This window comes from Bacillus sp. (in: firmicutes) (genome assembly GCA_017656295.1).
Classification (GTDB): Bacteria; Bacillota; Bacilli; order Bacillales; family JACDOC01; genus JACDOC01.
The window spans coordinates 131540-146428 of record JACDOC010000004.1 but is presented as its reverse complement, the minus strand read 5'-3'; the positions used below and the strand labels follow the sequence as shown (position 1 = coordinate 146428).

Genomic DNA, 14889 nt, shown 5'->3' with positions numbered 1-14889 from the left:
AATAATGAAAGGGGGATGCATCCTTGTCCTTCAATGAAGCATTTAAAGCGATTGCCGATCCGACACGGCGAAAAATTTTATCCTTACTGAAAAAAGGAGATTTAACAGCAGGAGAAATATCTTCCCATTTCGATATGCAAAAACCGAGTGTATCGCATCATTTAAAAATTTTAAAACAAGCTGATTTAGTTCAAGACGAGCGTAAAGGACAACATATTTATTACTCATTAAACACGACCGTATTTCAAGATTTGTTGACTTGGTTTTACGATATTTTAGAAAAGGAAGGGAAGGAAACATGAAATCCAGTCGTTTGCTTATCGGTTTGGTCATTTTGGCTTATGTCATTAGTTTGGTGGCCATCACATTTTTACCGGATCAAGTAGCGGTTCATTGGAATGCAGCAGGGGAAGTGGACGGTTATAGTAATAAATGGATTGGAGCATTCTTTGGACCTATCGTGTTAACTTTTTTACTTTTGTTGTTGACATTATTACCTAAAGTGGATCCGAAAAAAGCGAACTATGAAAAATTTAAAGGTAGTTACCTTGTGATGATGAATGCCTTGGTGTTATTATTCTTTTTTATTCATGTTGGCACCCTTGCCTATAATTTAGGCTATCCAATAGATATTTCGTTGATTGTCCCAGTTGGAATCGGCATTTTATTTATCATTCTAGGAAACTATATGCCAAAATTTAAACATAATTATTTTGTTGGTATCCGAACCCCATGGACGTTAGCGAATGAAACCGTGTGGAATAAAACTCATCGTATTGGTGGAAAAGTTTTTGTCATCATTGGGTTGATGAGTATATTGACGATCTTTTTAGAAGGCAGTTGGAGATTTGTCATATTTATCTCTGTTACCCTATTAGGTACCGTTTATGTTTTTGTGAAATCATACATTTATTTTAAAGAAGAACAGAATAGGTAGGAGAAAAGACCAACCTCCATTGATAGAGGCTGGTCTAATTTTTGTAAGTGAATCAAATAATTAGAAAAAAGTGAAATTAGTCCCACTTCCTTATTTCCATATATTCATTCAATGCTATAATAAGGTAAGATACATATTTTAGTAGAAGGTAGGGAGAGAGATGACGTTACGGAGCTATATCATTCGCACATTGTTAGTTGTAGTTCCTGGGACGTTTTTACTTGGGTTCGGTGTGTCTATGTTTATTGGCCTAACAGGTACAGATTTCTGGGTGACGACCGGGAGCTTAGTTATTTGTGGAATGCTCCTTGGTATTTTATCCGCTACATTAAATTACCGGCGGTTTGTGGTGCCCATTGCCGTGTTGAATAAGCATTTACAGGCGATTAAAGATGGGGATTTATCTACAAGAGTCAATGCCAATGAAGTAGGTGAACTTAAGTCTTTTGCGGTAAATATTAACGAAATGTTAGAAACATGGGGAATGTTAATTCAAAAGGTGAAACAACATTCAAAACAAATCGTTTCCTTTTCTGACCAGTTAACGAACATCGCCGAACAGACGACAAAAGCGACGGAGCAAATTTCTTCGTCCATGGAAGATATTGCGGCAGGTTCCGAACAACAAGTAAAATCAGTTCAAGAAACTTCGACGTCCATGAATGAAATATCTAAAGGATTATCCCTCGTTTCCACAAAAACTCAACAAGTTGCTGATGCCGCTGGAGGAACGTTTGCCAAAGCGAATGCAGGTTCAGAAGTTATTAGCAAAATGGAAGAGCAAATGCGGTTTATCCATCAACATGTTGAATCGCTTGGACACGTTGTAAAAGGATTAGGGGAACGATCGAAAGAAATTGGTCAAATTACCGAAGTGATTTCTACAATTGCTTCTCAAACGAATTTGTTAGCCTTAAATGCCGCTATTGAAGCAGCAAGGGCGGGAGAGCACGGTAAAGGTTTTGCTGTTGTAGCCGATGAAGTACGGAAATTAGCAGAACAATCCGCAGATTCTGCACAGCAAATTTCTCAATTAATCCATCATATTCAAAAGGAAACTAACGAAGCGATGGTATCGATGCAAACAGTTGTGGATGAAGTTTCCAAAGGACTTGAAGATGTAAACTTAGCTGGAGATTCCTTTGAGCAAATTCGCCAGTCGGTGGATGAAGTATCTGGACAAATTGCCGAAGTATCACAAGCCGTTCAGCAAATGACGCACGGAGCACAGCGTATTGCAATGTCCATTGATCAAATGGCGGCCATTGTGAAGGAATCTTCAGAACAATCGTTAAATATATCCGCGTCAACAGAAGAACAAATGGCTTCTATGGAAGAAATGACCTCCTCTGCAGAAGCGTTAAATCAAATGGCAGAGGAAATGCAGCAATTATTAAATCGATTTAAAGGAGTGTAAAAAGATCCCTTATTTATATACATAATTAACGAAAAATTGGGCTTATGCCCAATTTTTTATTTAAATCCGATGGGTTTATTTGCATTAGTTTTATTTACGAGTACAGGTTGCACTTATGAAGGAAAAAAAAACGAAGTAACAATTGACCGTATTGATGCCGAAGAAGTCTTAAAATTGGACCCAGATGCAGATATTTTTCAGTATGATGGAGTGATTTACAAAACGAATATTGACTGGGTACAAGAATTATCTTTAACAAAAGATGTTCAAATCGGTGAAATAAAATCAAGAATTGATGCTAATACAGATTTTAAAGATGGAATGTCAAATAAACTTCCTGTTGGTGCAAAGATTTTCTCAACCAAAGAAAGAGGAGATATTTTACTCGTTGAATTCGAAGGAAAAATATTGAAATACCTCGCAATTGTTGAAGGGTAATACAATTCGTTATTAAAAATGAAAAGGAGATTACAAACGGATTAGTTCAATAATAGTAGCAATGGTAAAAAACGCTTGAAGGTATATCCAATCATTTTTATTTGTTATAAATCAAACTGTTAAACTATTGGAATGCGTTAGTTTTACGAGACAACAAAGAAGGGCCAAAACTGGTCCTTTTTCTTTTAATGAAATTCAAGATTAGGTTTAACGGAGCCATTTAATAAAGCACTGAATTTTGCTCCCTGATTGCTTTATTAGAATAGCAATAAAAAATATTAGAAAAATATTAAAATTTAGTATTGAAATTATTTTGGGAAACTATTACAATATATCTAAAAATTTAGAAAACTTCCAGGGGGTCTAGAAGATGGCAACATTTGTTTCGGCAGTTTTTCTATTAGTACTTGGTTATTTTATCTATGCAAAGGTGGTTGAGCGCATTTTCGGAGTAAATGATGAAAATGTTACACCGGCGTATTCTAAAAAAGATGGGCTTGATTATACACCGATGAGTTGGTGGAAGGGAACGCTTATTCAATTGTTAAATATTGCTGGACTTGGTCCGATTTTTGGAGCGATTATGGGGGCGCTTTATGGTCCGGTAGCATTTATTTGGATTGTCATCGGTTCTATTTTTGCAGGTGCGGTACACGATTATTTTTCAGGAATGCTGTCGTTAAGACACGGAGGAGAACAATATCCTTCATTAGTTGGACGTTATTTAGGAAAAAGTATTAAAGCTATTATAAATGTTTTATCAATCATACTTATGATTTTAGTAGCAGCAGCTTTTACAGCTGGACCAGCACAATTAATTGCAAAAGTAACTCCTTTAAGCTATCAAGTAGCTATCGTCATCATATTTGCTTATTTTATTCTAGCGGCATTGTTGCCCGTCAATAAATTAATCGGAAAAATTTATCCGTTATTTGGAGCTGTCTTATTATTTATGGCCGTCGTAATTGGCGTTGGACTATTCTTTATGGACCATCCGATTCCGAATGTGACGTTAGAAAATTTACATCCAAACCAATTACCGATTTGGCCGTTACTAATGATCACTATTTCATGTGGGGCTGTTTCCGGTTTTCATTGCACCCAAAGTCCAATTATTGCTCGGACGATGAAAAAAGAAAGCGATGGCCGCAAAATCTTTTACGGGGCTATGATATTAGAAGGAATCATTGCCCTCATTTGGGCAGCGGCTGGGATGACATTTTTTGGAGGAACCGATGGATTGGGAATCGCATTAGCGGAAGGAGGACCAGCTGCAGTCGTTGATGAAATTAGTAAATCACTATTAGGAACATTAGGTGGAATTTTAGCGATTTTAGGGGTTATTATCTTACCGATTACAACAGGTGATACTGCCTTACGGTCATCGCGAATGATGATTGTAGACATCGTAAAGCAATTTGGTGTCAAAGTCGATTCTTATAAGAAAACCGTTTTATTAACCATACCAGTCATTGTTAGTACGTTTGCCCTTACGCAAATGGACTATACATTTTTATGGCGCTATGTCGGCTGGACGAACCAAGTAGTCGCCACCGTCATGCTATGGACAGCGGCGATGTACTTATTACAAAATGGGAAGTTTCATTGGATCTGTAGTGTTCCAGCAATGTTTATGACAAGTGTTGTATGCACGTATATTTTTTACGCACCAGAAGGATTCCATCTAGCATTTCAACCATCCATGATTTTCGGACTCACCTTGACCTTAGCGGTTATTGGTTGGTTTATGGTACAAGTAAGAAAATCTAGAGTATCTGATTATCAACCATTAGAAAAAAGTGCGTCGTAAGCTGCCCTTATTGGGTGGCTTTTTTTATAAAAAGAGTTGGTTGAGACTGTAAGGATCGAATCAACTATGTTAGTAAAATAAAAATGTAAACACTTTCGTGATTGATGACACAGATATGAAACGTTTAACATGTTCACCTAGAAGCCTCCCACCTCTAGGCGAAGTGTAGGTGTGAGAGGATTATTGAGTAACTTTCAACGTCTGTAACATTTCAACCATGTGCTGAGTAATGACTTCAGATTCTTCTTGATTTAAATAATGAATAGTAATTTTTAATAATACACCATCTATTTCTTTAACAATGACATTTTGGGCGGTTTCTTGATTGGAAGCATGTAAGGAAAATTTAGTATTTTGATATAGCGGGATAGCTTCATTCATAGAAATATCTCGGACTTCCCCTGTGTGAGACAAATACTCCAACACTTGTTCTTTTACTTTTTCAATGTTTTCATTGGCATCTAACACTTCAATCCGAGCATAATAATCTGCATTTTTTTGGTATTCCAAAATAAATCGTCTTGGTTCTTCGGCATCAAATATGTATCCGTCATGAACGTCTACTTGTAACTGAATATTTGATGCATCATACGATACTGTATTTTTATTAGATTGGTTGGAACTTTTTTTCTCGTCCTCATGAACGATAGTTTTTTCAAGTGGCTTTTGATCATTGGAATAAACATCATCTACGGTATTACAAGCGGTCGTAATTCCAACTACACTTATAAGTGCTCCGATAATAATGGCTTGGTTGAGTTTTGGTAATTTGCTTTTCAAGTAAATACCTCTTACAACATTTTACTTCTTTATATATTACATAATGGTTCAAGCAAGGTTCAATGCATCTTTTATCATGATTTAATAAATGATGGCCTAGATGTTCTAGTAATATATCCTGGTTATGTCATTTAAACAATACCTATTGACTTTTTATATAAAAAATTGTTTAGTTTAAGATAAACAAGTATATGGAAAAAAATGAGAGGAGATTCGTAGTGAACAAACGGCCATGGTGGTTGGTTCCATTAACGAAATATACTAAGAGAGTAAAAGTTTATTTTTTCGTTACGCTTTTGACACTTATTGGGGGTAGCCAAATTACATTTTATTTTTATTTTAATCAGGAAAGCTTAGTGGCAAGTTTCCTGCTTGGCGTCTTAAGTACCGCTGTGTTCATTTGGTCGTTCTTGCGGTTTCGGTTAAATGCTAAGAAGGAATTTCAGAATCAAGAATTTTAATTCGCTTTTATGTATAAATGCATCATTTACATGGAAAAATAGCTAGATGTTAAAGATAAGTGAAATTATGGTACGATAGAGAAAAAACAACTTAGAAAGCAGTGAAGGAAATGAAGGAGAAACAAAAGCTTGTTGTACTAATTGGGCCAACGGCTGTTGGAAAAACAAAATTAAGCATTGAGTTAGCGAAACGGTTTAACGGTGAAATTATTAGTGGGGATTCGATGCAAATTTATAAAGGTATGGATATCGGGACGGCCAAAATAACAAAGGAGGAAATGGAAGGCATCCCCCATCATTTAATTGATATCAAAGAACCAACAGAGTCATTTTCAGTGGCTGAATTTCAAACGCTTGTAAGAGATAAAATTAATGAAATACATAATCGTCATCATCTGCCAATGATTGTTGGGGGAACTGGTCTTTATATTCAAGCTGTTATTTATGATTATCAATTTGCTGATTCACCCGGGGATGAAAACTTTCGGAATCAATTGGAGGAACGGATAAAAAAAGAAGGAAATCTGTCGTTATATGAAGAATTAAAACGTATTGATCCAGAAAGCGCTACTAGTATTCATCCAAACAACGTCCGCCGTGTCATACGGGCGCTAGAAATTTTTCACACTACAGGGAAAACGATGACGGAATATATTCGAAATCAGCAACAAGAGCTCCTGTATGATGTCGTTATTATTGGTTTAACCATGGAGCGAGAAAAACTGTATGAACGAATTAATCGGCGAGTCGATCTTATGATGGAACAAGGTCTTTTAGATGAGGTCAAGCGGTTATATGATGCTAAAATCCGTGATGTTCAGTCGATTCAAGCCATTGGATATAAAGAATTGTACGAATATTTGGATGGCCGTCTTTCGTTGGAAGAAGCGGTTGAGCAGTTGAAACAAAACTCTCGTCGCTATGCGAAAAGGCAATTAACTTGGTTCCGCAACAAAATGGATGTTCATTGGTTTGATCTCACAGATGAAGCGTTATACGAGAAAAAAATTAATGAAATTTCCGATTTTATTGCAGGAAAGCTTCAAATCAAATCGAATAAATAAAAGTAGAGATAGAAGAGGAGGACTAAGCATGAAACAATCCATTAATATTCAAGATCAGTTTTTGAACCATCTTCGAAAAGAAGGGATTCCTGTCACGGTATTTTTATTAAATGGGTTCCAGCTTCGCGGACATGTAAAAGGTTTCGACAACTTTACGGTTTTGTTTGAAACAGAAGGAAAACAGCAATTAGTGTATAAGCACGCGATTTCTACGTTTTCCCCAGCGCGAAACGTTCCAATTAATTATGAAGAACAATAATAACATTCATTATTGAAGTGGAAAAAGGTATCGGCTAAGCGGTACCTTTTTTCTATAGTAACCTTTTTTATTTGTATTACATACCATATACGGGTATAATGTATGTAACGAGGTGATTGTAGTGAATCATTGTGAGGATAACCAAACTAATCCGAAAATGGTCCCACGGTCAAAAGAAGAAATAGACCATATTATGAAACGTTTAAAACGAATCGAAGGACAAGTTCGTGGAGTACAAAAAATGGTGGAAGAAAATCGCTATTGTATTGATATTTTAGTTCAAATTTCGGCGATTCAAGCGGCGCTGAAAAAAGTAGGCTTTCATTTATTAGAAAGGCATGCCAATCATTGTGTGGCAAAAGCGATAAAAGAAGGAAGCGGAGAAGAATCGCTTCGTGAATTAATGGACGTCATCAAACAGTTCTCAAAATAAAGGGAGGAACAATGAATGAGTGAACAAAAGCAGGTGACACTCAAAGTAACAGGAATGACGTGTGCCGCTTGTTCCAACCGGATTGAAAAAGTATTGAATAAAATGGATGGTGTAGAAGCAAACGTGAATTTAGCCATGGAGAAGGCATCCATCCAATACGATCCAACAAAACAAAATCTAGAAAATATTCAAGCAAAAATTGAAAAATTAGGGTACGGGGTAGCCGTTGAAAAAGTCAAACTCGATATTGAAGGAATGACATGTGCTGCCTGTGCCACGCGGATCGAAAAAGGGTTAACCCGAATGGAAGGCGTTGCAAGTGCAAACGTGAATTTAGCCATGAACAACGCGGTGGTAGAATATTATGAAGGAATTACTTCTGAAAAAGACATTCTCGAAAAAATAAAGAAACTAGGATACATCGGTAAAGTTCATCATGAAGAAGAGCCGACTGCTAAACGGAAAGAAGAAGTAAATCGTCAACAACGACGACTCATCCTATCCATTTTGTTATCTTTGCCTCTACTTTATACGATGGTTGCTCATATGCCTATTGACTTAGGGATCCCTGTGCCCGACATCTTTATGAATCCATGGATTCAACTGCTATTAGCAACACCCGTGCAGTTTTACATTGGTGGCACTTTTTATATGGGGGCTATTCGAGCGCTCAGAAACAAAAGTGCCAACATGGATGTATTAATCGCTCTTGGCACTTCAGCTGCTTACTTTTATAGTGTATTTGAAGCAATAAAAACAATTGAGAATCGTCCATATACTCCACATCTGTATTTTGAAACGAGCGCAGTGTTAATTACCCTTGTTCTTTTAGGAAAATATTTGGAGGCCATGGCGAAAGGTCGGACAACTGAAGCGATTTCAAAACTAATGGATTTACAAGCGAAAGAGGCTCGGGTCATTCGAGATGGAGAAGAAGTTCATATACCACTCGAGCAAGTGATGGTAGGGGATATCATTCTTGTGAAACCTGGGGAAAAAATACCGGTAGATGGTACCGTTCTTCGAGGAACATCTTCAGTCGATGAATCGATGATTACAGGGGAATCTATTCCGATTGATAAAAAAGAAGGCGACTCAGTCATTGGGGCGACCATAAATAAAAATGGGGTTCTTACGATTCGTGCTGAAAAAGTTGGAAAGGATACGGCGCTTGCCAATATTATAAAAATCGTAGAAGAGGCTCAAGGGTCGAAAGCGCCGATTCAGCGACTCGCTGATGTCATTTCAGGAATATTTGTCCCGATTGTTGTCTCCATTGCGTTAGTAACGTTTATTATTTGGTATTTTGAAGTGACGCCGGGAGATTTTGCGAAAGCACTTGAAGTGGCGATTGCTGTTCTTGTTATCGCGTGTCCATGTGCACTTGGATTGGCGACACCAACATCCATTATGGTAGGTACAGGAAAAGGAGCGGAACACGGCATCCTATTTAAAGGCGGTGAATTCCTCGAAGGAACTCATAAAATCAATGCGGTTTTACTTGACAAGACAGGCACGGTGACAAAAGGAACACCAGAAGTAACGGATGTATTAGAGTTTCAAAAAGGGATGCTATCATATGCGGTTTCAGCTGAAAGTGTATCGGAACACCCGTTAGCACACGCGATTGTCAAATATGGAAAGAAGCAAGGAACTTTAATGAGATCGGTTGATCAATTTACAGCCATTACCGGGCATGGTATTGAAGCAACGATCGAAGGAAAACAAGTGCTTATAGGTACACGGAAACTTATGAAAGAACGAAATGTCAATTTTTCATCATACGAAAATGACTTACTTCATTTGGAACAACAAGGAAAGACCGCGATGCTGGTGGCTATCGAGCATCAGATCGTCGGAATTATCGCTGTCGCTGATACGATCAAAGATAGCTCGAAAAAAGCGATTGTAGCATTAAAGGAAATGGGTATGGAAGTATATATGGTAACCGGAGACAATCGTCGGACAGCAGAAGCCATCGGGAAAAAAGTCAATGTAGACAAAGTATTTGCAGAAGTTCTTCCGGAAGAAAAAGCAAAGATCGTATCGGAATTACAACAAAAAGGAAAATACGTAGCGATGGTTGGAGATGGAATTAACGATGCTCCTGCGTTAGCGAAAGCTGATATTGGTATGGCAATTGGTACAGGTACGGATGTGGCCATCGAAACAGCTGACGTGACGTTAGTCGGAGGCGATTTAGCTCATATTCCGAAAGCGATTGAATTAAGCCGAAAAACGATGAAAAATATCCGTCAAAACTTGTTTTGGGCGTTATTTTACAATTCGATTGGCATCCCGGTGGCTGCTTTTGGACTATTGGAACCTTGGGTGGCAGGAGCGGCGATGGCGTTTAGCTCTGTTTCTGTAGTGACCAACGCGCTTCGATTGAAACGCGTGAAAATATCATTTTAGAAACGATAAAGGAGGAATTTTTATGACAACGACATTACAAGTTCAAGGAATGACGTGTGGACATTGCAAAATGGCCGTAACAAATGCGCTTCAAGAGTTAGATGGCGTAAAACGTGTGGAGGTTCATTTGGAAGAAGGAACTGTCGATGTTGAGTTTGATGAAACAAAGGTTCATTTAGAGCAATTAAAAGAAGCGATTGAAGACCAAGGATATGATGTAAAATAATCAATCTAATTTGTGCGTTCCCTCCATGGTTGTGGAGGGATTTTTTTGTGTTGTTTAACGGTTCCTTCAATAGGGATAGGGGGTTATACGAAGAAAATTTGGTGATATGCATGGATTAATGTGAGTTGTTCCGAATTTTTCTAAATTTCTTTGTTCATGATTTGAGAATCGTCTCGCATACAATTAATAAGAAGCGTTCGATTTCTTGGGAAAGCGCAATTTTTGACAATGTGCATCAAAAATACTCATTGAATTTGTGAATGGTGTCATAGTAACGATTTTTATGGCGACGAAACGTAAAAGGTTGTCGAATTGATGCAAATGGGCCATTGTCACCTTCAACAGAAGTAGAGCGTATACTGTCTTTGAATGTGAGGTGAACGCTTTGGACCATCCGATGCGTATGAAAAATAATGGACAAATTAATATTGTATTAAATTCAAAGAAAAGATGGCCGGTGGAAAACAAAGGAATAAAATCGATCGTTCCAACCTCGTATCCACAAGAACATCAACCATTACGGGAAATTGAAGACGAATTAAATCAACTCGTTGGATTAGAAGAAATGAAAAAAATGATTAAAGAGATTTATGCTTGGATTTACGTCAATAAAAAGCGGGAAGAAGTCGGGTTAAAGGCGGGAAAACAAGCGCTGCATATGATGTTTAAAGGAAATCCTGGCACAGGGAAAACGACGGTGGCAAGACTGATTGGAAAATTGCTTCATAAGATGAACGTTTTGTCGAAAGGACATCTTATTGAAGCGGAACGAGCAGATTTAGTTGGGGAATATATTGGACATACAGCTCAAAAAACGAGGGATTTAATCAGAAGAGCGATGGGCGGGATTTTATTTATTGATGAGGCGTATTCTCTCGGTCGGGGAGGGGAAAAAGATTTTGGAAAAGAAGCAATTGATACCCTTGTCAAACATATGGAAGACAAACAGCACGATTTTATTTTGATTCTGGCGGGATACTCTCGTGAAATGGATTACTTTTTGTCATTAAATCCAGGTCTTCAATCAAGATTTCCGTTAGTGTTTCATTTTCCCGATTACAATATCGATCAATTAATGGAAATCGGACGGCGCATGCTAACGGAAAAAGAATACGTATTCAGTCCAGATGCCGAACGCAAACTGCGCGAACACCTCGCCCTTATGAAAAGTACTTCTAACCCAATCAACTTCTCCAACGGAAGATACATTAGAAACATCATCGAAAAAGCCATCCGCGTCCAAGCCATGCGTCTACTACTTGACCAAACCTACCACAAAAACGAACTCATGACCATCAAAAGCAGCGACCTCATCTTCACCGACACTTAGAACTGAATTCTAAGTGTTTTCTTTTGCGCTTTAAAGGAGTGGGGGACAGTCCCGCGGTACAGTAATGCGTTAAAGGATGTGGGGACAGTCCCTCAACACGTTAAAGCAACGCGGGACTGTCCCCTAAAAAATCTACCCAAAAAGTGAAATTTTACACCCGAGACAATTTGAAATATGTTATAATACATGTAAATATTGGAAAGGTTGGAGGAGATAAGATGACTTTACGTTGGATTCGGACGGGGTATTTGCTTGGTATTTCTTTAATTCTCACGGGGATTATTTATTTTTTCGCTTCTAACTGGCAAGGGTTTGATCGTTTAGAGAAGGTGTTGTTAAGCGTTGGCTTGATGCTGCTTTTCTATGTGGCAAGTTCTATTTTAACGTTGATGTTAAAGCGACATGATTTTTTGAGCAAATGGCTGTTTGTTGTAGCAACCATTGCCTTTGGAATTACCTTAGCCTTAATCGGACAAATTTATAATTCGCATGCCGATAGCTTTTGGCTATTTTTCATTTGGCTCATTCCAAGTGCATTACTTGCTTGGATTACCCATTACGAACCTTTTCGCATACTAAGTCTCTTCTTGTTACAGCTATCGTTTTGGTTTTATTATTTTCCCTCGTCCTATGCAATCGAGCGCGGACAATGGGAAGCTTTTTGGACATTAATTACCTTTGCTTTCATCAATGGGGGTATCTATCTTCTGTCGCGGTCACGGATCCTTCCGTATTTAGCGTACAGTAGTATGCAAGGTTGGTTGTTTATTGTTTACCAAGTGGGGTTGTATGAGCGACAATTTGCGTGGTGGCCTTACATCTATGCTGGCCTTTTAATCGGTAGCTTTCTGTACTATTTTCGTGTCAAAAAACAACGTTCGTACATTCTCATCACCGGATTGTTTGCAGGCGTTTTTCTAATCAATCAATATTTTCGCTATGTTGCCAAATATTATCATGAAGGAATTTTCCTTGCTGGCTTATTCGTTGTCGCCTTAATTGTAATTGGGAGCGTATATTTGATTAAGCATCTTCGAACGATGGCTCAAGACGAAACAAAAGGTCACGTATTTTTATTCGCGTTTCAAGCGATTGTCACCTTTGTAGCTTCAGTGATTGGTATCTCAAGTATTATGGGGCTAATTACCATGTTGACGAACGACTTTTCCTTTGAACTGTTATTTTTCCTAGCAGTATTCGGCCTTGTGTTACCGGCCTTTTTGGCTAAAAGGTGGAACTCGGTCGTTCGAAACACGTTGTCAGCCATCGGTTTCGGTTTGGTTGCCATTACTTCAAATGAAGTTTCAATGACGATTTTATTCATATTCACGTTGGTCTTACTTTTCTTTTACGTCAAATCACTAGAAACTGGGTTACGAGTGTTAACGAACATAGCGATATCGCTATACAGTTTGATGATCATTCTCGATTGGACTGACGAACCGAGGTTAGCGCTTTTCATCGTTGTTGTGATAAATGCTGTTTTTTATTTCCTACCATTGATAAAAAAAGTGGAACGGAATGCGGCGCTTGTGATCGGATTAAGTGCTTTCCTGCCATTGACGAGTATGGATTTATTTACACTTGATTTGTGGTATGTATTATCTAACATTGCCTTTGTCCTTCTCGTTGTCGGTTTCATTTTTTACAAACATGAACGAGGCGTAATGTTCATTACCTGGCTATATTGGTGGCTATTTCTTGTATTAAAGTACTATGAATTCGCTTGGGATTTGTTAGATAAATCGATGAGCTTCTTAATTACAGGCATGGTATTTCTAGTTGGAACAGCCCTTTTTGAAAAAACACGAGCAACTCGTATAAAGGAACAGCCAAGTTGGCTTCGAAAAAAAGCTTTATCTCTCTTAGCCATCGTTGTCCTTCAAACACTGTTTATCGGTTATCTTGTGTATGAAAAAGAAGATCATTTACAAAATGGAGACGTGGTAAAGTTAGAGCTTGCTCCTATCGATCCGCGCTCCTTATTGCAAGGCGATTACGTTCGCCTTCGATACGAAATTTCAGATGTCGGTACATGGGAAGCTCGCGGAAAAGTAAAAGTAATATTACGTAAAGATGCTCAAGGCATTCACCGATTCGCTGGCTTTTACTCCATTAACGGGGAGGTAAAAGAGGGGTACGCCCCACAAAAAGGGGATGTCCTTATCAATGGTAAAATGTACGGAGACACGGTTATCTACGGGATTGAATCGTATTTTGTCCCCGAAGGCACCGGTATTGAAATCCAGCAGAACGCTCGATACGCCTATGTCCGTGTAAGCGAGGAAGGGGATGCATTATTAGAAAAACTAGGTGAAGAATAAAATGCCAGGAAATTATTATTGGGTTCGGTTTAGAGTATGAGATAGTGAAGTCGCGTGTAGTGATGGACTCTGATTCGATTGGAAAAGGGGAAATATATGTATAAAAGCTTATTACTCGTTTTAATAGCTTCTGTGCCTTTTAGTTTGATAAACTTTAATGCTTATCTTAACACAAGCAATTGCTTCCATCCTTTTCATAATTTTATGGTTCATATACGGTTTTTTTATGGGCAATAAAAAGAGACGTTATTTTATAAAATTTGCAACTCTGTATTGGATGATAGGTGCTTTGTTATGTATTTTAGGTTACTTTGCTAATTTAGCCATCATCTTTATTCCCGCTGCTCTTGTTTTTGCTGGTCCCTTATATGGAACGAGGTATTTGTTAGGAGTACCTTCAGATATTCTTCTCATTAATTTGAGTATAGCCATAACTTATTTATTTTGTTTGATAGGATACTTCATTGGCAGACATGGTAAAAAATAAGATAATGTTACTCAATTAACGGCTGCTATAGTTGAACAAGGCATTGTTAAGAAAAGCAATGCCTTTTTTAATTTTATCGTGAAAAAAGGAAAAGAAGATTAGATCGTTGACAAAATACCATAAGGGGTATATAGTATGAATTGAGGGTTGTAATAACCATCAATTGGAGGGGAAACACATTGAAATCTATTTCAGCCAATGAAGTAAAAGAAAAGCTTTTAAATAACGAACAACTGCATATCATCGATGTTCGGGAAGCAGAGGAAGTTCAGCTAGGAAAAATCCCGAATGCCGTGCACATTCCATTAACTTTATTGGAATTTCGAATGCATGAACTTGACCGAAACATACCGTACATTGTTGTTTGTCGATCAGGGAACCGTAGCGGACTGGCGGTTCAATTACTAACATCTTATGGATTCAATGCAACGAACATGGTAGGCGGTATGCAAGCTTGGGATGGCCCAGTAGATTAAATTTTTTTAAACCAAAATACCCCTACGGGTAA

14 protein-coding genes are annotated in these 14889 nt (G+C 38.0%); 13 read left to right on the top strand and 1 reads right to left on the bottom strand.

Features of this window, described 5'->3' with window-relative positions:
* Positions 1–23 precede the first annotated feature (23 nt).
* From H0Z31_06095 to H0Z31_06075, 5 genes are all read left to right on the top strand, one after another.
* Positions 24–302 (top strand): winged helix-turn-helix transcriptional regulator, encoded by a 279-nt coding sequence (locus H0Z31_06095; protein MBO8177015.1) that lies wholly within the window; start codon positions 24–26, stop codon positions 300–302.
* Complete coding sequence (locus H0Z31_06090; protein MBO8177014.1) at positions 299–937, top strand: SdpI family protein; 639 nt, start codon at positions 299–301, stop codon at positions 935–937. The genes H0Z31_06095 and H0Z31_06090 overlap by 4 nt, the downstream gene beginning before the upstream one ends.
* Positions 938–1097: 160 nt before the next feature.
* Positions 1098–2354 (top strand): methyl-accepting chemotaxis protein, encoded by a 1257-nt coding sequence (locus tag H0Z31_06085; GenBank protein ID MBO8177013.1) that lies wholly within the window; start codon positions 1098–1100, stop codon positions 2352–2354.
* Between the two features lie 69 nt (positions 2355–2423).
* Positions 2424–2792, top strand: a complete 369-nt coding sequence (locus H0Z31_06080) for a hypothetical protein (protein MBO8177012.1) — start codon at positions 2424–2426, stop codon at positions 2790–2792.
* A 370-nt stretch (positions 2793–3162) separates the two neighbouring features.
* Positions 3163–4602, top strand: a complete 1440-nt coding sequence (locus tag H0Z31_06075; GenBank protein MBO8177011.1) for a carbon starvation protein A — start codon at positions 3163–3165, stop codon at positions 4600–4602.
* A gap of 180 nt (positions 4603–4782) precedes the next feature.
* On the opposite strand, the gene H0Z31_06070 is transcribed toward H0Z31_06075, so the two are convergent.
* Entirely contained in the window at positions 4783–5382 is a 600-nt protein-coding gene (locus H0Z31_06070; protein ID MBO8177010.1) for a hypothetical protein, read from the bottom strand.
* Positions 5383–5953: 571 nt separating this feature from the next.
* Here H0Z31_06070 and miaA point away from each other — a divergent pair.
* The 8 genes from miaA to H0Z31_06030 all read left to right on the top strand — a co-directional run bounded on the left by miaA (position 5954) and on the right by H0Z31_06030 (position 14857).
* Positions 5954–6907, top strand: coding sequence for a tRNA (adenosine(37)-N6)-dimethylallyltransferase MiaA (miaA, locus tag H0Z31_06065; protein MBO8177009.1), 954 nt, complete (start codon positions 5954–5956; stop codon positions 6905–6907).
* Positions 6908–6935: 28 nt separating this feature from the next.
* Positions 6936–7166, top strand: coding sequence for an RNA chaperone Hfq (gene hfq, locus H0Z31_06060; GenBank protein MBO8177008.1), 231 nt, complete (start codon positions 6936–6938; stop codon positions 7164–7166).
* Positions 7167–7323: 157 nt separating this feature from the next.
* A complete protein-coding gene (locus tag H0Z31_06055; protein ID MBO8177007.1) occupies positions 7324–7599 on the top strand; it encodes a metal-sensing transcriptional repressor in 276 nt (91 codons plus the stop codon).
* 15 nt (positions 7600–7614) lie between these two features.
* Complete coding sequence (locus tag H0Z31_06050; GenBank protein MBO8177006.1) at positions 7615–10014, top strand: copper-translocating P-type ATPase; 2400 nt, start codon at positions 7615–7617, stop codon at positions 10012–10014.
* Positions 10015–10036: 22 nt separating this feature from the next.
* A complete protein-coding gene (gene copZ / locus H0Z31_06045) occupies positions 10037–10240 on the top strand; it encodes a copper chaperone CopZ (protein ID MBO8177005.1) in 204 nt (67 codons plus the stop codon).
* 385 nt (positions 10241–10625) lie between these two features.
* The gene (gene spoVK, locus H0Z31_06040; GenBank protein ID MBO8177004.1) at positions 10626–11570 is read left to right on the top strand and encodes a stage V sporulation protein K; all 945 of its coding nucleotides are present in this window, start codon (positions 10626–10628) and stop codon (positions 11568–11570) included.
* Between the two features lie 218 nt (positions 11571–11788).
* Positions 11789–13894: a GDYXXLXY domain-containing protein gene (locus H0Z31_06035; protein ID MBO8177003.1), complete on the top strand. Its 2106-nt coding sequence runs from the start codon at positions 11789–11791 to the stop codon at positions 13892–13894.
* Positions 13895–14560: 666 nt separating this feature from the next.
* A complete protein-coding gene (locus tag H0Z31_06030; protein ID MBO8177002.1) occupies positions 14561–14857 on the top strand; it encodes a rhodanese-like domain-containing protein in 297 nt (98 codons plus the stop codon).
* Positions 14858–14889: the final 32 nt, after the last annotated feature.

Coding starts and splice junctions, on each gene's coding strand:
- H0Z31_06090 (MBO8177014.1), top strand. CDS start 299: ATGAAATCCAGTCGTTTGCTTATCGGTTTGGTCATTTTGGCTTATGTC.
- H0Z31_06085 (MBO8177013.1), top strand. CDS start 1,098: ATGACGTTACGGAGCTATATCATTCGCACATTGTTAGTTGTAGTTCCT.
- H0Z31_06080 (MBO8177012.1), top strand. CDS start 2,424: ATGGGTTTATTTGCATTAGTTTTATTTACGAGTACAGGTTGCACTTAT.
- H0Z31_06075 (MBO8177011.1), top strand. CDS start 3,163: ATGGCAACATTTGTTTCGGCAGTTTTTCTATTAGTACTTGGTTATTTT.
- miaA (MBO8177009.1), top strand. CDS start 5,954: ATGAAGGAGAAACAAAAGCTTGTTGTACTAATTGGGCCAACGGCTGTT.
- hfq (MBO8177008.1), top strand. CDS start 6,936: ATGAAACAATCCATTAATATTCAAGATCAGTTTTTGAACCATCTTCGA.
- H0Z31_06055 (MBO8177007.1), top strand. CDS start 7,324: ATGGTCCCACGGTCAAAAGAAGAAATAGACCATATTATGAAACGTTTA.
- H0Z31_06050 (MBO8177006.1), top strand. CDS start 7,615: ATGAGTGAACAAAAGCAGGTGACACTCAAAGTAACAGGAATGACGTGT.
- copZ (MBO8177005.1), top strand. CDS start 10,037: ATGACAACGACATTACAAGTTCAAGGAATGACGTGTGGACATTGCAAA.
- H0Z31_06035 (MBO8177003.1), top strand. CDS start 11,789: ATGACTTTACGTTGGATTCGGACGGGGTATTTGCTTGGTATTTCTTTA.